The following is a 20,312-nucleotide window of genomic DNA, read 5'->3' as shown; positions in this document are numbered from 1 at the left end:
AATGAAGGCTTTCTTGCGCAGGCTGAAGATGCGGCTCAAGGCGGTAGAGCACTGGCTCATCGCACAGGTAGCGCTCACACTTCTGTCCCTTCTGCGCCGACTGCCGCCGGACAAAGCGCTCGTATTTGCCGAGAAGGTGGCGCGCCGGGTGGGGCCTTGGGCCGGACGGCACCGAGTGGCAATCGACAATCTGCGCCGGGCCTATCCAGAGAAGACGGGTAGGGATGTGGAAGCCATTGCCTCTGACATGTGGGCCAACATGGCGCGGCTTGCGGTCGAGTACATTTTCCTGGACAAGCTTTTCGATTTCGATCCGGACCGGCCGCAACCGGGACGGGTGGAGGTTTCAGGTATTGAGATCTTCAAGCGTCTGCGGGAGGAAAATCGGCCGCATATCTTCTTCACCGCCCATATCGGCAATTTCGAGTTCTTGCCTATCGCTGCTGCCACCTTCGGGCTGGAACTGACCTCTCTTTTCCGCCCGCCGAACAACCCCTACATCGCTGATTACATCTACCGCACACGTCGTTCTGCCATGGGGGGGCTGGTGCCCTCGCGGACGGGCGCTGCTCTCCAGCTTGCCCGCGTTCTGGAAAGTGGTGGCAATATCGGCGTATTGGTCGACCAGAAATTCCGCCGGGGCGTGCCTACCACCTTCTTCGGCCGTGCTTGTCGCACGAACCCGCTGGTGCCTAAATTGGCCCGGCAATATGATTGCGACGTCTATCCCGCCCGTTGCATCCGCCTGCCAGGCGGGCGCTTCCGCCTGGAGATCAACGATAAGCTCAACCTGCCCCGCGAAGAAAATGGCACGGTGGATGTGCAGCGCACGACGCAGATGCTGAACGATATCGTCGAGAAGTGGGTGCGAGCCGATCCCGGACAGTGGATGTGGTTTCACAAACGCTGGGAGGCCGGCGGTGACACCACGGGGCATTCAGCTCGCCCTGGAGCGACATAAAGCTGTTACCCCAGGAAGGTGCAACAAGGCTAGCATCTTGCCAGCCGCGCCAATACTGGATTGGATAACCAAATGAACGAAGCGTTATCCAAGGCCGTTGCCGAGCGAAAGGATGAACTCGTCGCGCTTACCGCCGACCTCATCCGCTTTCCGACGATCAATCCGCCGGGCGAAGCCTATACACCTTGCGCCCAATACATTGCTGCTCAGCTTACCGCCCGCGGTTTCGAGACACGGCTGATACGCGCAGAAGGCACGCCAGGCGATACAAGCCGCTATCCGCGGACAAACATCGTGGCACGCCGTGAGGGCTTCCGTCCCGGCCCAACCGTGCATTTCAATTCGCACATCGATGTGGTGGAGGCGGGTGAAGGCTGGACGGTGGACCCCTTCGCCGGCGTGGTGCGCGACGGCAAGGTTTTCGGCCGCGGCGCATGCGATATGAAAGGAGGGCTCGCCGCCTCTATCATAGCCGTGGATGCGTTCCTCGCCGTATACCCGGATTTTGCCGGCGCAATTGAGATTTCCGGCACCGTGGACGAGGAATCAGGCGGCTATGGAGGCGTTGCCTATCTTGCGCGCCAGGGCTTCTTCTCAAAACCGCGCGTTGATCATGTGATCATCCCCGAGCCGCTGAACAAGGATCGCATCTGCCTTGGCCATCGCGGCGTCTGGTGGGCTGAGATCGAGACGAAGGGATCGATCGCACATGGCTCCATGCCTTTCCTGGGCGATTCGGCCATCCGCCACATGGCGGCGGTACTGTCTGCTTTTGAGGAGGAACTGTATCCTGCTCTGGACGCCAAGCAGACGGACATGCCCGTTGTTCCCGAAGGCGCGCGCCGCTCGACACTGAACATCAACTCCATTCACGGCGGGCAGACTGAGGATTATTTTCCTGCCCTCCCCTCGCCGACGGTAGCCGACTCCTGCCGCCTGGTCATCGACCGCCGCTTCCTGATCGAAGAGAAAATCGAAGAGGTTAAGGACGAGGTCATCTCCATTCTGGAGAGGCTGAAGGAGGAGCGACCTCGCTTCGATTATGAACTGCGCAATTTGTTGGAGGTGCTGCCGACGATGACGGAGCGCGACGCGCCCGTTCCGCAGGCGCTCGCCATCGCCATACGCGCCGTGTTCGGCAAGGAGCCGGATTATGTGATCTCGCCTGGAACCTACGACCAGAAGCATATTGCCCGCATTGGCCATCTTCACGATTGCGTTGCCTATGGCCCCGGCATGCTGGAGCTTGCCCACCGCCCTGATGAATGGGTAGGAATCGAGGACATGGTCCAGTCTGCGACTGTGATGGCCATGGGCCTTGACGTGCTTCTGCGCGGTACAGCGGAATGAATTGGCGCAATAGACGCATTGCTTAGACTCGGCACTTGCGCTTCAATCCGGCGGGATGCGCCTAAAGGCGCGGGCGAGAAGACGGGAGACTGAGATGAAGCGATTCTCAACGATGCTCGGCGCAGCCATGGTTCTGCTTGCCACGAGTACGGCCGCCTTGAGCGCCCGCACCGATCTGGTCTTAGGCGTCGTCCTTGAGCCGCCCCATCTCGATCCTACGGCGGGCGCTGCCGCGGCCATTGACGAAATTGTCTACGCCAACATCTTCGAGGGGCTGACGCGCATCGGCCCCAGCGGCCAGGTAATGCCAGCCCTGGCTGAAAGTTGGGAAATCTCCGAGGATGGCAAGACCTACACTTTTCATCTGCGCGAGGGCGTAACCTTCCATGACGGAACGACATTTGACGCAGAAGACGTGAAGTTCACGCTTGAACGCGCCATGGCCGAGGACTCGACCAACGCCCAAAAATCCCTTTTCGCCGCCATAGAAACCGTCGAGGTAGTGGACGCAGCAACAGTGACGGTTAAGTTGGCGCACCCGCAAGGCTCCTTCCTTTATAATATGGGCTGGGGCGATGCCGTTATTGTTGCGCCCGAATCAGAGCTAGAAAACAGGGAGAAGCCGGTCGGTACCGGTCCCTTCAAGTTCCATCGCTGGGCCAAGGGTTCCGCTGTCACACTTGTCGCAAACCCGGATTACTGGGGCGAGCCGGTGGCGCTTGAGAAGGTTGAATTCCGCTTCATCCCAGATGCGGCTGCCTCAGTTACAGCACTGCTGTCAGGCGACGTGCATGCATTTTCCAACATGCAGGCTGGCGACGCATTGCCGCAGATCGAGGCGGACCCGCGCTTCAAGGTGGTCATCGGTTCGACCGAGGGAGAGACGATCCTTGCCATGAATAACGGGAAGGCTCCCTTCGATGACATCCGCGTGCGCAAAGCAATTTCGCACGCACTCGATCGGGAAGAGATCATTCTTGGCGCAACAGCAGGCAATGGGGTGCCTATAGGGTCGCACTTTTCGCCGGCGAACGAGGCTTATGTCGATCTGACGGGAACCTATCCCCACGATCTCGACAAGGCCAAGGAGCTTCTAGCCGAAGCCGGTCTTGCCGACGGATTTTCTGCTACGCTGAAGCTGCCGCCACCGCCCTATGCGCGTGATGGCGGGGAAATCATCGCCTCGCAATTGCGCGAGATTGGTATCCAGCTCGAAATCGTCCCTATGGAATGGGCGCAGTGGCTGGAGCAGGTCTTTTCCAATAAGGATTACGACCTCACCGTTATCTCGCACACAGAGCCCAATGACATCGAAATCTATGCGCGCGATGACTACTACTTCAACTATGACAATCCGGAACTGAAATCGGTGATGGCGGAACTGGATCGCACTGCTGACCCAGCCAAACGCAATGAGCTTTATGGACAGGCTCAGCGGATCATTGCTGAAGATGCGGTCAACGGCTTTTTGTTCCAATTGCCCAAAACCGGCGTATGGGATGCCAGGATTGAAGGATTATGGGAGAATTCGCCCATACAGGCCAACGACCTGACCAAGGTGCGGTGGACGGAATAGCGCCAGGCCGCATGCAATCCTGCGTTTTCATAGCAGGGCCTCATCCATGATCGCATTTCTCGCGAAAAGACTGGCCGTGGGATTTGCAACATTGCTTGCATCCTCAGTCATCGTCTTTTTCGTGCTGGAAGTTCTTCCCGGCGACCCGGCACGCATCATGTTGGGCATGAATGCAAGCCCCGAAACGCTGGCGGCGTTGCGGCTGGAAATGGGTCTCGATCGGCCGATCCCGATTCGATATCTGGATTGGATCATGGGCTTGGCGATCGGCGATTTCGGCCGCTCCTACACCTATTCATCAACGGTCATGGACCTCATCCTGGAACGGCTTGGCGTTTCATTGCCGCTCGCCGTCATTGCGCTTACCCTTTCTACTCTGATAGCCATCCCCGTGGGTGTCTTTGCTGCCGCGCGGCGCGGGCGCGCAGCAGACACGATCACGATGGGTGCGGCGCAGGTGGGTGTGGCGATACCCAATTTCTGGTTTGCCCTGCTGCTCATCTATGTCTTTGCAGTCGGCTTGCGCCTTGTGCCAGCCGGCGGCTTTCCCGGTTGGGGTGAGACCTTGGCGGACAACTGGCAGGCCCTGAAAGCGCTGATCCTGCCTGCCGTCGCGCTTGCCCTGCCACAGGCAGCAATTCTTGCCCGCGTGACGCGGTCCGCCATGGTTGATGTCATGGGCGAGGATTATATCCGCACCGCACGGGCCAAAGGCATGCCGCACCGCACCGTGCTATGGCGCCATGCGCTGCGCAATGCACTCATTCCAGTGCTCACGATCATGGGCCTGCAATTTGCTTTCCTGCTTGCCGGCACCATCATCATAGAGAATGTCTTTTATCTGCCAGGCCTCGGCCGTCTCATCTTTCAGGCTATCATCCAGCGCGACCTGATAGTTGTCGAGGGTGTGTTGATGTTGCTGGTGGCAACGATCATCCTCATTAATCTCGCCGTCGACATATGCTACGCCCTGATCGACCCACGCCTAAGGCTTTCACGATGAGCCTCGATCCGGTTTTCGTACCCACGCCAAAACGCAACTTTTTCCTGAGGGCTCTGCACAACCGCTCTTTTCTTATTGGCCTGATCGTCACCGGTTCCATTGCGCTGATGGCGCTTGTCTCCTTCTTCTGGGTGCCCTACGACATCACCCGCCTGGAAGTCGCCAACCGCATGCAGGGCATCTCGCTTTCCCATCCGTTCGGCACGGATCACATGGGGCGCGACATTTTGTCGATGATCATGGTCGGCTCACGCAATTCCATCGCCGTCGCCATCGTCGCGGTGGGCCTCGGAATGGGACTGGGCGTTCCGCTTGGCACATGGGCTGCGGCACGGGGGGGACTACCTGACGATCTTCTCATGCGCTTCAACGATGTGATCTTCGCCTTTCCCGCCCTCATTTCGGCGTTGATGATTACGGCCATTTTTGGCCCAGGCGCCGTCAACGCGATCATAGCGATCGGAATTTTCAATGTGCCGGTGTTTGCGCGTATCGCCCGTGCCGGAGCGCTCGCGCTCTGGCCGCGCGAATTCATCCTGGCGGCGCGAGCCTGCGGCAAGGGACGACTGGTGATCACCATCGAGCATATCCTGCCAAATATCGCCAGCCTTCTGCTTGTGCAGGGTACGATTCAGTTTGCTCTTGGCATCCTGGCAGAGGCCGGACTTTCCTATCTGGGACTTGGAGCACAACCGCCCATGCCCTCCTGGGGCCGCATGCTGTTCGATGCGCAGACGAGGATAGCCCTTGCACCACATCTTGCCCTCTTTCCCGGCCTCGCCATCGCGATCACGGTTCTGGGACTTAACCTTCTGGGAGACGGATTGCGTGATCTTCTCGATCCGCGACTGAGACACACACGATGAGCCTGCTTGAGATCGAGAATCTTTCGTTGTCGATCGGCGACGTTCCCATCCTCAAGAATATCGAGCTTTCCATTGCACCGGGCGAGGTGATGGGCATCGTGGGTGAATCGGGTTCCGGCAAATCCCTTACGGCGCTCGCCATAATGAAACTTCTGCCGGAAGGAACCATGGCGCGCGGCCGCGTCACGTTTGACGGCATCGATATACTCTCCGCGCCAGAGCCCTCTATGTGCCGGTTGCGCGGTGATGATATCGGCATGGTCTTTCAGGAGCCCATGACCGCGCTCAACCCGGTAAAGACCATCGGCGAGCAGGTAGCCGAAGGTATCCGCTGGCATACCGGCGCCAGACGCGCCGATGCGGAGAAACGAGCCCGAGCCATGCTGGATCGGGTCGGCTTGCCGGAAAGCAAAGTTCCCCTGTCCCGTTATCCGCACGAGCTTTCGGGCGGCCAGCGGCAGCGCGTCGTCATAGCCATTGCGTGCGCTCTTAGGCCCAAGCTGTTGATCGCTGACGAGCCCACCACTGCGCTCGATGTGGTCCTTCAGGCACAGATCCTCGAACTCCTGCGCGACCTGGTGCAGGAGAACCGAATGAGCCTGCTTCTGATCTCCCATGATCTTGCCGTTGTCGCGGAGATGGCCGACCGCATAACCATCATGCGGCGCGGCGCCGTGATCGAGACAGGCGACACGACCCGGGTGCTGACGAGGCAGGCACACCCCTATACCCGCCAGCTTGCGGAAGCATCTGCCCATGTGCCCGCGCGGGCAGCCGCTGCCGCTCCGCCTGCGGCCGAGCCGCTGCTCGAGGTGCGGGACGTGGTGCGCGACTATCCGCTGCGGCGGCGGTCGCTGCTGGCCCGGCCGGGAAAGTTCCGAGCAGTTGATGGTGTCTCCTTTTCGCTGCGGGCGGGTCAATCCATTGCCTTGGTGGGCCGATCCGGCTGCGGCAAGTCGACGCTCGCACGGATGATACTAGCGCTCGACCGTCCCACATCGGGCACCATCCGCTTCATGGGGGAGGATATAGCAACACGTGCCAACGATGCCCTGCGGCCGGCGCGTCGTAACATGCAGGTGGTCTTTCAGGACCCATACGGCTCCTTCAATCCACGCCACAAGGCCGAACGGCTGGTTGCCGAGCCGTTGCACCTTCTTGACGAGCCGCTTTCCAAGGCCGAGCGGCGTACACTCGTGGCCGAAACGCTTGAACAGGTAGGGCTCTCTGCCGCGGACATGGACAAATATCCGCACGAATTTTCCGGCGGACAGCGGCAGCGGCTGTCCATCGCCCGCGCCATCATCACCAAACCCAAACTGATCATAGCCGATGAGCCTGTTTCGGCGCTTGATGTTTCCATCCGCGCCCAGATTCTTGATCTCTTCGCCGATCTCAACGCGCGCCTGAATCTTGCTTATCTTTTCATAACCCACGATCTGACCGCCGCCCGGGCCATCACCGATACGGTGCTGGTGATGCATGAAGGCAGGATTGTCGAGACCGGCCCAACCGAGACCGTCCTTCGCCATCCTGCAAGCGACGTCGCTAGAACGCTGGTGGCGGCAGCGCCCAACCTGGCGCAGGCACTGGAAACGCGGCAGAGGCGGCTTGCAAATGCGGAGGGCTCATTCGGCCTCCCGTTTGATCCGCACACCTCATAGGCAAGAACGCGCTTGCAGGATAGAATAGTTCTCAAACGATAAGACGAGGGATGCACGTCATGAGCCGTTCGGTTTCCATCCAGCCCCCGCGAATCTATCCCACCTTCCGCTACCGCAACCCCGCCGCCATCATTGAATTTCTGGTGAAGGCGTTTGGCTTTTCGATACATTCGCGCGTCGCCGATGGTGACAATGTGGTCCATGCTGAACTCGCCCTCGGCTCCTCGATCATCATGCTGGGCCAGACAGAAAATGACGCGTATGGAGCAATCGTCGGTGAACCGGGTGAGCAAGGAGGAAAGTCGGTCTATCTCGCCGTAGAGAACGCGGATGTACTCTACGATCAGGCGCTAAGGGCCGGAGCCGAAATTCTTCAAGAACCCCTTGATCGCGATTATGGCAGCCGGGAGTTCATCTGCCGCGATCCGGAAGGCAATGTCTGGGTTGTGGGCACCTACTGGCCGAAAGCGCATGAGGCGGGATCGGCATGATTTATCGCGCCGCAGCGAAGAGTGCATCGCAATTGAGATGCCGTTCCAGTTCCGCCGCAATCGCATCGAGCGCTTCCTCGATCTGATCGAGGTAGCCACGACCCGCGTCATGAACACCAAATTCCTGAAGAAAGCGCGCCCGGAAATCCTCCGCACCGAACAGCCCGTGAAGGTAGGTGCCAAAGACTTTTCCATCGGCGGACGTCGCCCCCTCCGGATGCCCGTCAACAAGAGCCACTGGCCGGTCACAATCCGGGCCGCGAGTCCGACCCATATGGATTTCGTAGCCGGTTAACGAAACATCGTAACGTGTTGAGTGCGCAAATACTTCGCGCACGGTCTTCTCCGGCACCATCACTGTGTTGACGTCGAGGAAGCCAAGTCCTTCGGCTGCGCGCGCCTCCCCTTCAAGCCCCAGCGGGTCGTCTATCCGCCGGCCAAGCATCTGGAATCCTCCGCACAGGCCGATAATGACGCCACCCCGCGCCCGATGGGCGGCAAGATCGCGATCCCAGCCGTTGCGCCGGAGAAACGCAAGATCGGCAATCGTCGATTTCGTCCCCGGTATGACGACGAGTGCAGCATCTTCGGGGAGGCGTTGGCCTGGCGGTACGAAAATGACCTGCACGCCTTCCGTCCCCCTTAGCGGATCGAGGTCATCGAAATTGGCAATCCGGGAGAGCAAAGGGACTGCAATCTTCAGCGCGGAATTCTTCGACGCGCCGCAATTCAGCACTACCGAATCCTCCGACGGAAGGTGAGCGACTGCGGAAAGCCATGGCACGACACCGAAACTTCGCCAGCCGGTGAATCGTGTGATTGCCGCAAGACCATCATCAAATAGTGAAAGATCGCCGCGGAATTTATTGATAATGAAGCCAGAAATCGTCTCGCGATCTGCATCGGAAAGGATCAGATGCGTTCCGGCGAGGGCCGCGATCACCCCGCCCCGATCGATGTCACCGACCAGCACGACAGGCACATGAGCGCGGGTGGCGAAACCCATATTAGCGATGTCGCGATCGCGCAGATTGATCTCCGCGGGCGAGCCTGCACCCTCCACGATAACGAGGTCCGCATCCTCCCTGACCCGCTCCCATGAAGACATGACGGCCGAAAGCAGATGCTCCCGAAGCCGGCCATAATTGCACGCATCAATCCGGGAATACGCCCTGCCCTGAACAATGACGTGCGCACCCATGTCGCTCTGCGGTTTCAGGAGCACCGGGTTCATGTGGACCGTAGGCTCCGCACCGCAGGCGAGCGCCTGCAGCCATTGAGCCCGCCCGATCTCGCCGCTGCTCCCCTCACCTGGGATGGTGGCAACCGCGGCGTTGTTTGACATGTTCTGGGGCTTGAAAGGACGCACCCTCAGGCCACGTCTTGACGCAACCCGGCAAAGACCGGCAACGAGCACGGTCTTTCCCACATCGGAACCCGTCCCCTGCAGCATGATCGCGCGAGCCATTCCTCACCCTTCTTTTTGCGCAGGAACCGGACCCTGCTCTTCGCGTTGCGCGCTCCTTCCAATGCACTAAACTCCGGCGCAGTGAAAGTCGGGCCAGGAAGGATGTCATGGATGCTACCGCAGAAGACGCCGTTCGTCAGTTCGAGCTAAATGCGGAGCAACGCGCCATCCGTGAGGTGGCGGAAAGCTTTGCGGCAGACCGTGTGGCGCCTTTTGCACTTGAATGGGACCAGAAGCGCCATTTCCCCGTAGATGTGATCCGCGAGGCTGGTCCGCTTGGCTTCGGCGGCATCTATTGCTCGCAGGAACTGGGCGGCTCCGGCCTTGGTCGGCTGGAGGCGGTGCTGATCTTCGAGGCGTTGGCTGCTGCCTGTCCAGGATTCTCCTCCTTCATCTCCATCCACAACATGGTCGTCTGGATGATCGACACATTCGGTAGCGAGGAGAACCGTGCACGTTTCCTTCCTCACCTTACCACGCTCGAATGGCTGGCAAGCTATTGCCTGACAGAGCCCGGCTCCGGTTCGGACGCAGCCGCCCTGCGGACAAGGGCAGAAAAATCCGGTGACAACTATATCATCAATGGGTCGAAGCAGTTTATCTCCGGCGCGGGCGTCTCAGACATCTACATCGTCATGGTACGGACCGGTGAAAACGGTCCGCGCGGCATTTCCGCCTTTATCGTGCCGAAGGATGCACCCGGCCTTTCCTTCGGGCCGATGGAAAACAAGATGGGCTGGCACATGCAGCCCACGCGAGAGGTGATTTTCGAGAACTGCAGCGTACCGGCTGCGAATATGCTGGGCAGCGAAGGAAATGGCTTCCGCATCGCCATGGCAGGGCTCGACGGTGGGCGGCTCAACATTGCAGCGTGTTCGCTCGGCGGCGCACATGCCGCTTTTAAGAAGGCGCTCGCCTACAGTGCCGAGAGACAGGCATTCGGTCGGCCGATCAACCGCTTTCAGGCGCTGCAATTCAGGCTGGCGGATATGGAGACGAGCATTTCGGCCTCCCGCATGCTCCTCTATGCCGCCGCCGCCAGGCTCGACTCCAAGGCCGGCGATGCCACGAAATGGTCAGCGATGGCCAAGCGCTTCGTCACCGATACCTGCTTTGAAGTTGCTAATGAAGCGCTGCAGCTCCACGGAGGCTATGGCTATCTGCACGATTACGGCCTGGAGAAACTGGTTCGTGACCTGCGGGTGCATCAAATTCTGGAAGGCACGAACGAAATAATGCGAGTCATCATTGCTCGCAGCCTGCTGAAACGCTGAAGTTGATCTTCTTGCGCGAAGCCACGGAATGCTTGAAGCAAGGGCCGGTTCGCGCCGCCAAGGACTCGAAGGTGGCATTCATCACAAATGCTCATGTCACCGCAACAGCGAGCGCGCCCCAAGCTTCCGCCGCAAATTAAGGATTACTCAATTACTTGATAACCTCCCGGTAACGATGTGCCGTTAAAAGAAGATCTGAGGCGGCAATCAAGCCTCCCTGCTCCGGATCAGGTCTCGCGTACCGGAGCAGCTTGTCTCAAGCGGTGATGTGTTACCGTGCCGCGTTCCGCCTGCATGTTGAGCCTTCTTAACCGAGGCATATCCAACACTGTGCCGGCAGGCGGTTCCATCAGAATTCATCGTTCACCCCATCCCTGGCCAAAGCTTCTACGGCAAAGCTGACGGCACACGTGCAAAATATTCCGGACGCAGCCCTGCTGTGTATATTTTGCACGAGCGACCATGCGCCTTAACCACGAATCGGCTCGCCCGTGCGGCTGATTCAAACCTGAAACCTAAGTTGCCTATCAACTGGACGTCAGGGAACTTCCGCATTCGGGACCGGTTAGTACGGCTATCGGCAAGGCTGTTCGGTTCGCTGAGCATCTCGTCCAAAGCTCAAAAAACATTCGAAAGGACAGGCCATGGGACAGCAGATTGGCGTCGATCCCGATGCGCGCGCTGATGACCCTCGCAAGGAACAGGATGACGGTACTCACGAGATTGCAGACGACCTCGCCTATAGAAGGCTCGGAATTGTCAACGTCATCTTCTTCGGAAGAGCGGGCGCCAAGGATCGCGAGTGGGTACTCATTGATGCAGGTGTAATGGGTACCACGGGATTGATAACAAACGCGGCAACGGAACGCTTCGGACCGGACTCCAGACCTGCCGCAATTATAATGACGCATGGCCACTTCGACCATGTGGGCGCTCTGGAAGAGCTTGCAGAACGTTGGGAAACGCCAGTCTATGCTCATGAACTGGAGCGTCCTTATCTTGATGGCAGCGCCTCCTACCCGCCGCCTGACCCTTCGGTTGGCGGTGGATTGATGTCTCTGCTATCGCCGCTCTATCCTCGCGGGCCTGTCAATGTAAGCCGGTGGCTCCGAACTTTCCCGCAGGATGGTAGTGTTCCTGAAATGCCGGGTTGGCGATGGCTTCACACGCCGGGACACACACCGGGACATATATCGCTTTGGCGGGAGAGCGATCGGACAATTATAGCAGGCGACGCATTCATTACGACACGACAGGAATCGGCCTACGCCGTCACTGTTCAACAGCCGGAGCTGCATGGCCCCCCTATGTATTACACCACGAATTGGGAGAATGCGCTCAGATCAGTGGAACGGCTCGCCTCTCTTGAGCCAAACCTCGTAATAACCGGCCATGGCCCAGCCATGCGAGGTGCCGAGATGAAAAGAGCCCTGCATGAACTATCACGAAACTTTAATCGTGTTGCTGTGCCTGAAGACGGGAAATATGTTCACAGCCCGGCCCGCGTTGAGGATAATAGCGAGTATCGGGAACCTTAGTGTGTAACCCTCGCTTTGGCGAACGACGCACAAGGATGAAGGAAGAAGCACGTGGCTTACCATCCGCCCTTGGCATGTTTCAGAAGCAGCCAATGCCGGCGCCACGGAGGCAAGCTTGCACTTTCATCGAGAGCCTTGTCTGCGAGTGACTGGATACGGTCGAAATAAGCGCCCGTAAGCGCTAAAGGCAAATAGGCGGGGCGAAGCGACACCGGCAATGCCCCTGCCCCTTCAGTAAAGGCGGCCAGATGCTCGCGCCCCAGCGCCACCATTGCTTCAACCGCGCGCGCGGCCGCTTCGCGGTCGGTGCCCTCAATGAAGGTATCGCGCGTAGCGCCAGCCGCGGCCAGCACATCGAGCGGAATGTAAGACTGGCCACGCCGGCGATGGATCGGCAGCATGCGCAAGATCCCAGCTATGGCCTGTGCGCAGCCCGCATGGCCCGCCAGATCTGCGGTGACCACGGCAGCTTGAGGGTCAAGGATGAGAGCCGAAAGCTGGATCAGGGCCGACGCGGTTTCACCACTATATCCTTCTAGATCACCGCGCGACGGCATCGGGTCATCATAAAGGTCGAAAACCCGCGCCTCGATCATGTTCTGGAAAGGCTCAACCGGCAGCTTGTGGCGGCGGATCGTTTCTATGAGGGCGGCGGCTACGGGATGGCCGGCCTCAGCCGCAGGGTCATCCAACGACGAAAGCGCATCGCGCCACCATTGCAGCCGGATCTCACCGGGCAGCGGCTCGCGGATGCGATCGCGCACGGCAGCAAGTTCTGCGTTGAACGCATAAAGGGCGAGCAGGCTTCCTCGCAGTTCCGCGGGAGCATAAAGAGCGGAAAGATAGCGTTCAGGGTCAGCTTGCCTTACGACCCGCTGGACTTCGGCTTCGCTAGCGTTCATCCTATTCGACGGCGATAAGAGCCGCCGCAACCGCGCGATCCTCTGCAAGCAGCACATTAAAGGTGCGCACCGCGGCACCCGTCGCCATCGTTTCAACCGCCATTCCCGCTTCCTTCAACACCCTGCGCAACTCGGGCGCGAGGGGCTGCAAGGTAGAGCCCGTTCCCACCAGCAGGATCTCGATCCTTTCCGCCTCCGCAATCAGCCCGGTGAAATCCTCCTCGGCGAGCATGCGCAGGTTTCGCGGCTCCCAGCCGTAGATCCCGGACGGAAGGCACAGGAGCGAACCCCGATGTGACATATCCGCAAAGCGGAACCCGCCATTGCCATAGGCGTCAATCGGGCTCCTGCCGGGGAAATGGGCGTTACGGATGGTGATGCCCTTCTTCATGCCCGTCAAGTTCCGGCCTTAGCCTGCCCAACCGCGCCGCTCTTCTCCTCCTCGACGCCGAATGTGTCCGGCCGCAGGTTGAACATGATGAGCATTGGACCAGCGATGAACAGCGACGAGTAAATGCCGATGAAGATCCCGATCATGATGGGCAGTACAAAGGACGCTATAACCTCGCCTCCGAACAGGTAGAGGGCAATCAAGGCGAACAGCGTAGTTACGCCTGTGAGAATTGTGCGCGACAACGTCTGGTTCAGCGAGAGATTGATCACCTCTTCTATCGGCATCTTCTTGTATTTGCGCAGCGTCTCACGGATACGATCATAGATAACAATAGTATCGTTAATGGAATAGCCGACCACTGTGAGGATCGCCGCAATGGCGGTCAGATTCATCTCCAGCCCGAGCAGGAGATAAATCCCCACAATCATGACGACGTCATGTGCAGTTGAGACAATGGCGCCAACGCCGAACTGCCACTCGAAGCGTAGCCAGATATAGATAAGCATGCCGATCATCGACAAAAGGATGCCGATCATACCGGAAACGGCCAGTTCGCCTGACACCGTCGGGCCGACCACCTCAATGCGCCGGAACTCGTAGTCGTCTTCCAGCGCGCCGCGAACCTTCAGCATCGCCTCCTGCTCGGCTGTATCGCCGCCGTCCTGCGCCTGAAGTCGGATCATCAGCGCGTCGCCATCTCCGAAGGCCTGGACCTGAATCTCGCCGAGATCGAGCTCCGACAGGCGGCTGCGTACATTGCCGGGATCGGCCTCGCCGCTGCGGGCCTGAACCTCGATCAACGATCCGCCCTGGAAGTCGATTCCGTAGTTGAAATCCTTCACGAAGAAGAGGCCCGCAGCGCCGGCTGTAAGTGCGACAGACAGTGCAAAAAAGAGGCGGCGTGCCTTCATGAAGCCGATCTTCGGTTCCAGCGGCATCTTGTGCACCAGACCGGCGGGCAGCTGTTTCGGCTTGAAGCGGCGCAGCCACCAAACGGCGATCATCCAGCGAGACAGCGTATAGGCGGTGAAGACGGTCGTCAGAAGGCCGATGGCGAGAGTGACTGCAAAGCCCCGCACGGGACCCGTGCCTACATAAAACAGGATTGCCGCCACAATCATCGAGGTAAGGTTAGCGTCGACAATAGTGGCCAGCGCCTTCTGAAAGCCCTGATCGAATGATTGGACGAGGGAACGGCCCCGCGCCACTTCCTCACGCACGCGCTCGAAGATGATGACGTTTGAATCCACCGCCATGCCAATGGTGAGAACGATGCCGGCAATGCCGGGTAAGGTCAGTGTCGCCCCGAGCACCGTAAGAATAGCAACGATAATCGCCACGTTGGCCATCAACGCCAGATTGGCAATCACGCCAAGCCAGCCATATATGACTAACATGGTGCCGATGACCAGAATGCTGGCGACAACGGCCGCGATCTTGCCGGCCTCGATCGAATCCTGACCGAGGCTTGGCCCCACCGTCCGCTCTTCGATAATGGACAAGTCTGCCGGAAGCGCGCCCGCGCGCAGCAGCACCGCCAGGTCATTGGCGCTCTGAACAGTGAAATTGCCCGAGATCTGGCCGGTGCCGCCAAGGATCGGCTCGCGGATCTGAGGCGCCGAGATCACCTGATTGTCGAGAATGATTGCGAAGAGGCGACCGACATTCTGCTGCGTTGCTTGTCCGAAACGGGTTGCTCCGCGGGTATCGAAACGGAAGGTGACGACTGGCTCATTGGTTAATTGATCGAAGCCGGCCTGCGCATCGACCAGGTTCTCGCCTGAGACAATGACCCGATCCTCTATGATGTAAGGTACCGGCGGGTTGTCGGTGGAATACATGACGGAGGTGCCGACCGGCGGGCGGCCGTTGATGGCCTCCTCTACCGGCATGGATTGATCCACCATCTGGAAGGTCAGGCGGGCGGTCTGGCCGAGTATATCCTTCAGACGTTGCGGGTCCTGCAGCCCTGGCACCTGAACGAGGACGCGATCATTGCCCTGGCGCTGAATGATGGGTTCCGTCGTACCGAGTTCGTTGACACGGCGCCCTACCACCTCGATGGACTGGGTGACAGCCGTGGAGAGCCGGTAGTTGATCCCTTCATCCGTCAGCGTAAGCCTGAGGAGGCCACGCTCAGGCTCCGCAAGCTGAAGCTCCCTAACGGAACCACTTCCGAAAAGAGTGCCCGTGATTGGCTGCGTCAGTTCCGATATCGCCCGCCGGGCAGCATCCACCTGATCGGCGTCCCGGATGCGCACCTGAACCGACTGGCCGGCACTTGAAAGTCCCGTATAGCCGATGCGCTGCTCGCGCAGCAAGGTGCGTACGTCGTCCCTTATGCTTGACAGACGTTCCGCAACCAGCGACTTGCGGTCAACTTGAAGAAGAATGTGCGACCCGCCTTGAAGGTCGAGGCCAAGCGTCATCTGCTTGGATGGAACCCATCCGGGAAGCGAGGACAGGAAGGATTGCGGAAAGAGGTTGGGCGCGGCGTAGACAACGCCCAGGGCCACAACCAGCCAAATCAGGATCGACTGCCAGCGCGAAAAATAAAGCATGGTCTCTCTTTTCGTTCAGGCCAGCCGGCCCCTCGCCGTACCGGCAGTTCCCTTCAGCCGAGCAGTGTTACTTGCTGCTCTTTTCCGCCACCGGCTCGCTCTTCACCCGCACGTCGGCAAGCATGGAGCGCAATGCGGTGACCTTCGTCCCCCCCCCAAGATCAACCTCAAGCTCATTGTCGTTGATGACCTTCGTCACCTTGCCGACGAGGCCGCCGCCCGTGATCACGGTGTCACCCCGCCGGACGGCTGCGAGCATCTCCTGGCGCTTCTTCATTTGCTGGCGCTGAGGCCTGATTATGAGGAAATACATGATCACAAAGATCAACACAAAAGGCAGGATGCTGACAAAAACGTCCGGAGCCCCGCCCGCCTGGGCATATGCCGGTGTCACAAGCATGAACTTCTCCCAAAATACAAATGACTGAAAGACGGACGCGCCAGCCCGCCAAAGCTGGGCGGAATATAGATGTTCGCCCCTTCATTGCAACAGCTTCGGCAACGATTACCGCGGCTTGCGCGCGAGCCTACCAGCTTGCAAATCGAAGACGTTCGTGACAGAACCGTACCGTACGGTACACCGCCCGCGTGAACGGAGTCCCAGGCATGACCGAGAATGTTCTTGAGGTTTTGAACCAAAAACTCGACAGATTGGTTGCGGCAGTCGAGAAGATCGCCCCTGTCCTGCCGCCCGTGCCCGATTTCGACGCTGCATCCTGCTTTGTCTGGGATGCGGAGAGTAGCGCGCTGCTGCCCGTTACCAAAGTCAATCGGGTGGATATTTCCCTGATCAAGGGAATAGACAGGGTTCGCGACATTCTCCTGGACAATACGCGCCGATTCGCCGCGGGACTTCCTGCAAATAATGCGCTTCTTTGGGGCGCGCGCGGCATGGGCAAGTCGTCGCTGGTAAAAGCCGTACATGAGGAGATCAACAGCAGCCGGAAGGAAGGTGATGCGGCGCTGAAGCTGGTTGAAATCCATAGGGAGGATATTGCGAGCCTTCCGAAGCTGATGGCGCTCCTGAAGGGATCAACCCACCGATTCATACTCTTCTGCGACGATCTGTCCTTCGATCATGACGATACATCGTACAAATCTCTGAAGGCCGCGCTGGAAGGCGGGGTCGAAGGGCGGCCGGAGAACGTGATTCTTTATGCCACCTCCAACCGGCGGCATCTGCTGCCTCGCGACATGATCGAGAATGAACGTTCCACCGCCATCAACCCGTCTGAAGCGGTGGAGGAGAAGGTCTCCCTTTCCGACCGCTTCGGCCTGTGGCTGGGTTTTCACAAGTGCTCTCAGGACGAATATCTTGCCATGGTCGAGGGCTACGCAGCCTATTACGAATTATCCGTCGATGCCCAGGTGCTGCGGACAGACGCGCTGGAGTGGGCGACAACCCGTGGGAGCCGTTCGGGTCGGGTGGCCTGGCAGTTCATGCAGGATCTGGCAGGCAGGCTGGGCAAGCGCCTCGGCTGAAGTAAGGCGGTTCGCCTTACCGCCTATTCTAGATAAGCAGTGGGATCGACAGGAGTTGTCCCTTTACGGACCTCGAAATGCAGCTTCGGTGAATTTGCATCGCCGGTCATCCCGGAAAGAGCGATTTCTTGGCCGCGACGAACCGTGTCACCACGCTTGACCTTCATTTCAGAGGTATGACCGTAAACGGTCACCAGCCCATCCTCGTGCCGGACCAACACCGTGTTTCCAAAGCCTTTGAGGCCATCTCCTGCGTAGATGACAACGCCATTTTCCGCCGCATGGACAGAGGTTCCCTCAGGGACGGCAATGTCTATCCCATCATTACCTCGACCACCATTACTAGCTCCAAAGCCCGCGATAACGCGCCCGCGAACCGGCCAGCGCAGACGATTTACGCCTGTCGACTGTGGCGGCAAGGCCGCGACCTGGGTTTCGGTCTCCGCCTCTTTTACAGTTTCGACGCGCTCGACGGGGGCTTTCTGCGCCTCTGAAGGCGGCGTATAGGCCGTCACCGCAGGCACCTCCCGCTCCTTCGACGCTGGCGCCGAAGCAACCGGCTTTGCCTCGGGCGTTGGCGCGGCAGCGCGGGGCGTTGCCGCGTCCTGGGATGGCGCCGCTGAAGCAATCACCGCCTTTTCTCCCGGGATTGACAGCTTCTGCCCCACCCGGATCGTTCCGTCGCTGGAAAGCCCGTTTGCTTGTTTGATCGCTTCCATGCCAACGCCCGTCCGGCGCGAAATCGCATAAAGCGTGTCGCCCGCAGCTACAGTATAGCTCCCGCCGCTTGCGGACGTTGCTGCGACGCTCGACGCTGGCACAAGCGCGGAAGAGGCCGAAGCGACTCCCCCCGCAGGCTGCTGGGCTGTCGCGGATTGCGATGCTGAAATAGAAGCGGGCGCCGCTGCAGCTACAGGCTGGGCGCTCGACGGTGGCGGCAATGGTGCGGCGCTTACCGCTGATGCCCCCATGGGCTCGGCATAGATGGCCGACGATGAACCAGAAACGGGTGCGGAAAGCGGCGGCGTCGACGCGGCACCTGCGGAGCCGACGGGCTCCTTCGGTCGAATGACGCGACTGTACCCCTGATTTCCGCCAGGGTAAGGCTGGTTCACCTGTGCGACGGCAACGGAGCTTGTCGAACCAGTCGTCAGACCGTCGGTAATACTTGAAATACCCGAACTGCAACCAGCCACCACGCCTCCGATGAGAACAATCGAAGCACCCTTGAAAATCGTGGTACCGAGTTGTCGTGTTCTGCCCAAGAGCATGAGGCTACCCGCATCTTCCCGTTAACGAATCGGATTGATTAGATCGCGTTAATCTTACCGGGCCGTTAAGTTCTGCTGAAATCAGCGAAAGTTTCTTCAGGTCCTCAAAGTGCCTGGGCGATGCCCTTCGCCAGAGGCTGAAGGCGGACGGGAACAAGATCTGTACGCTCGAACCGGCTGCCGACTTTCACAAATCTTGCCATCGTCTGCACGCCGTCGCCCGGACCGACCGGCGCGACCAATACACCGCCACTGGTTAGAAACTCCACAAACCGGCGCGGAGCCTCCTCGAAGGCTGCCCAGACGACAATCCGGTCGAACGGACCTTCGCCCGGACCTTCGGAGCCGTCGGCCTGACGAAGAGATATGTTAGAGAGGCCGAGCGCATCGTGCCGCTGGCTGGCGTTCTCTATTAGGGTCTTGTAGCGGTCAAAGGAAAGGACCCTTTCCGCCAGGCGCGACATTACCGCGGCAGTGTATCCCGTTCCCGTTCCGACCTCCAGCACGCGCACGTTCGGCGCAAGGCCGAGCGCATCTATGACGATGCCGTCAAGATCGCAAGGCTCCAGCGTTTCACCACATTCGATGGGCACGCTGCGGTTGGACCAGGCGAAATTCTTCCATTCTGGCGCGATGAAGGCGCTACGCGGTATTGCTTCGAATCCTGAGAGAAGTTCCTTGGAGGAAACGCCCAGCGCACGCATGCGCAATATGAATGCGGCAAATCCCTCCCTTTCCTCCTCTCCCATGCTCATGCCAGTGCTTTCGCCAACGGATCACGGACTTCATGGGCGGTCAGATCGAGATGCAGCGGCGTGACCGAGATGTAGCCGCTGCGCAATGCTGCCTGGTCGCTGCCCTTGCGCAGCTTAGCTTCCTGCCGACCGAAGCGGAGCCAATAATAGGGAAAGCCGCGCCCATCCTTACGTTCATCAATCCAGAGCCCATGCACCAGCTTGCCCTGGCTGGTGACGAGTGTTCCGTTCACCTCTTCCGGCGGGCAACGGGGAAAGTTGACGTTCAGAAAGACGCCCGGCGGCAGGTCAGCCTTTACAAGTTTCTGCAGCAGCGCGGGAGCCAGCGCTTCTGCGGTTCCCCAAGGCACATAGCGCATGTCGTCGGTAAAATCGTACGCCTGGCTCAGCGCAATGGATCGGATGCCGAGCAGGGTGCCTTCCATGGCACCGGCCACGGTGCCGGAGTAAGTAACGTCATCGGCGACATTGGCCCCGTTGTTGACACCCGAAAGGATAAGATCGGGAGGAGAATCCATCACCTTGCGCACGCCCATGATCACGCAGTCCGTCGGCGTGCCCCGCAAGGCGAAATGCCGGTCGTCGATGCGGCGCATCCTCAAGGGCTCGGAGAGCGAGAGCGAATGGGCAAATCCGGACTGATCGGTTTCGGGGGCAACTACCCAGACGTCGTCCGAGAGAGTGCGGGCGATGCGCTCCAGGACCTGCAGCCCTTCCGCATGGATACCATCGTCATTAGTCAGCAGAATGCGCAAC

Annotated in this window: 18 protein-coding genes; 10 read left to right on the top strand and 8 right to left on the bottom strand. The window is 59.4% G+C overall.

The annotated features are described in order from the left end of the window. The first annotated feature begins 1 nt into the window (after window position 1). From HUS57_RS03485 to HUS57_RS03455, 7 genes are all read left to right on the top strand, one after another. Entirely contained in the window at window positions 2–961 is a 960-nt protein-coding gene (locus tag HUS57_RS03485; RefSeq protein WP_173931533.1) for a lipid A biosynthesis lauroyl acyltransferase, read from the top strand. Between the two features lie 72 nt (window positions 962–1,033). Further along, a complete protein-coding gene (locus tag HUS57_RS03480) occupies window positions 1,034–2,311 on the top strand; it encodes an acetylornithine deacetylase/succinyl-diaminopimelate desuccinylase family protein (RefSeq protein ID WP_173931532.1) in 1,278 nt (425 codons plus the stop codon). Between the two features lie 94 nt (window positions 2,312–2,405). Beyond that, window positions 2,406–3,887, top strand: a complete 1,482-nt coding sequence (locus tag HUS57_RS03475) for an ABC transporter substrate-binding protein (RefSeq protein ID WP_173931531.1) — start codon at window positions 2,406–2,408, stop codon at window positions 3,885–3,887. A gap of 46 nt (window positions 3,888–3,933) precedes the next feature. Next, entirely contained in the window at window positions 3,934–4,890 is a 957-nt protein-coding gene (locus tag HUS57_RS03470; RefSeq protein WP_173931530.1) for an ABC transporter permease, read from the top strand. Continuing rightward, the gene (locus HUS57_RS03465) at window positions 4,887–5,756 is read left to right on the top strand and encodes an ABC transporter permease (RefSeq protein ID WP_173931529.1); all 870 of its coding nucleotides are present in this window, start codon (window positions 4,887–4,889) and stop codon (window positions 5,754–5,756) included. Before HUS57_RS03470 ends, HUS57_RS03465 begins: the two co-directional genes overlap by 4 nt. After that, window positions 5,753–7,420 (top strand): dipeptide ABC transporter ATP-binding protein, encoded by a 1,668-nt coding sequence (locus HUS57_RS03460; RefSeq protein ID WP_173931528.1) that lies wholly within the window; start codon window positions 5,753–5,755, stop codon window positions 7,418–7,420. Before HUS57_RS03465 ends, HUS57_RS03460 begins: the two co-directional genes overlap by 4 nt. Before the next feature lie 59 nt (window positions 7,421–7,479). Beyond that, a complete protein-coding gene (locus tag HUS57_RS03455) occupies window positions 7,480–7,911 on the top strand; it encodes a VOC family protein (protein WP_173931527.1) in 432 nt (143 codons plus the stop codon). 1 nt (window position 7,912) lies between these two features. Here HUS57_RS03455 and HUS57_RS03450 read toward each other — a convergent pair whose 3' ends face one another. Then, window positions 7,913–9,379 carry a cobyric acid synthase gene (locus HUS57_RS03450; protein ID WP_173931526.1) on the bottom strand — a complete coding sequence of 489 codons (1,467 nt, stop codon included), beginning with the start codon at window positions 9,377–9,379 and terminating at the stop codon, window positions 7,913–7,915. 107 nt (window positions 9,380–9,486) lie between these two features. Between HUS57_RS03450 and HUS57_RS03445 the strand changes: the two genes are divergently transcribed. Together HUS57_RS03445 and HUS57_RS03440 are read left to right on the top strand one after the other, a co-directional pair. Further along, window positions 9,487–10,653, top strand: a complete 1,167-nt coding sequence (locus HUS57_RS03445; RefSeq protein ID WP_173931525.1) for an isobutyryl-CoA dehydrogenase — start codon at window positions 9,487–9,489, stop codon at window positions 10,651–10,653. Window positions 10,654–11,297: 644 nt separating this feature from the next. After that, window positions 11,298–12,191: an MBL fold metallo-hydrolase gene (locus HUS57_RS03440; RefSeq protein WP_173931524.1), complete on the top strand. Its 894-nt coding sequence runs from the start codon at window positions 11,298–11,300 to the stop codon at window positions 12,189–12,191. Between the two features lie 56 nt (window positions 12,192–12,247). Here HUS57_RS03440 and HUS57_RS03435 read toward each other — a convergent pair whose 3' ends face one another. The 4 genes from HUS57_RS03435 to yajC form a co-directional block, all read right to left on the bottom strand. After that, complete coding sequence (locus HUS57_RS03435; protein WP_173931523.1) at window positions 12,248–13,093, bottom strand: phytoene/squalene synthase family protein; 846 nt, start codon at window positions 13,091–13,093, stop codon at window positions 12,248–12,250. A gap of 1 nt (window position 13,094) precedes the next feature. Beyond that, complete coding sequence (locus HUS57_RS03430) at window positions 13,095–13,484, bottom strand: Mth938-like domain-containing protein (protein WP_173931522.1); 390 nt, start codon at window positions 13,482–13,484, stop codon at window positions 13,095–13,097. A gap of 5 nt (window positions 13,485–13,489) precedes the next feature. After that, a complete protein-coding gene (gene secDF / locus HUS57_RS03425; protein WP_173931521.1) occupies window positions 13,490–16,048 on the bottom strand; it encodes a protein translocase subunit SecDF in 2,559 nt (852 codons plus the stop codon). Window positions 16,049–16,115: 67 nt separating this feature from the next. After that, entirely contained in the window at window positions 16,116–16,448 is a 333-nt protein-coding gene (yajC, locus tag HUS57_RS03420) for a preprotein translocase subunit YajC (RefSeq protein ID WP_173931520.1), read from the bottom strand. Between the two features lie 206 nt (window positions 16,449–16,654). Between yajC and HUS57_RS03415 the strand changes: the two genes are divergently transcribed. After that, window positions 16,655–17,530: an ATP-binding protein gene (locus HUS57_RS03415; protein ID WP_173931519.1), complete on the top strand. Its 876-nt coding sequence runs from the start codon at window positions 16,655–16,657 to the stop codon at window positions 17,528–17,530. A 23-nt stretch (window positions 17,531–17,553) separates the two neighbouring features. Here HUS57_RS03415 and HUS57_RS03410 read toward each other — a convergent pair whose 3' ends face one another. The 3 genes from HUS57_RS03410 to surE all read right to left on the bottom strand — a co-directional run bounded on the left by HUS57_RS03410 (window position 17,554) and on the right by surE (window position 20,311). After that, window positions 17,554–18,801, bottom strand: coding sequence for a M23 family metallopeptidase (locus HUS57_RS03410; protein WP_173931518.1), 1,248 nt, complete (start codon window positions 18,799–18,801; stop codon window positions 17,554–17,556). Window positions 18,802–18,905: 104 nt separating this feature from the next. Beyond that, on the bottom strand, window positions 18,906–19,556 hold the full coding sequence (locus HUS57_RS03405) for a protein-L-isoaspartate(D-aspartate) O-methyltransferase (RefSeq protein WP_173931517.1): 651 nt from the start codon (window positions 19,554–19,556) through the stop codon (window positions 18,906–18,908). Then, window positions 19,553–20,311, bottom strand: a complete 759-nt coding sequence (surE, locus tag HUS57_RS03400; RefSeq protein ID WP_173931516.1) for a 5'/3'-nucleotidase SurE — start codon at window positions 20,309–20,311, stop codon at window positions 19,553–19,555. Before surE ends, HUS57_RS03405 begins: the two co-directional genes overlap by 4 nt. Window position 20,312: the final 1 nt, after the last annotated feature.

It is taken from the genome of Chelativorans sp. Marseille-P2723 (assembly GCF_902809845.1).
In the GTDB taxonomy this organism is placed as follows: domain Bacteria; phylum Pseudomonadota; class Alphaproteobacteria; order Rhizobiales; family Rhizobiaceae; genus Chelativorans.
This window is presented reverse-complemented; position numbering and strand designations above follow the sequence as displayed.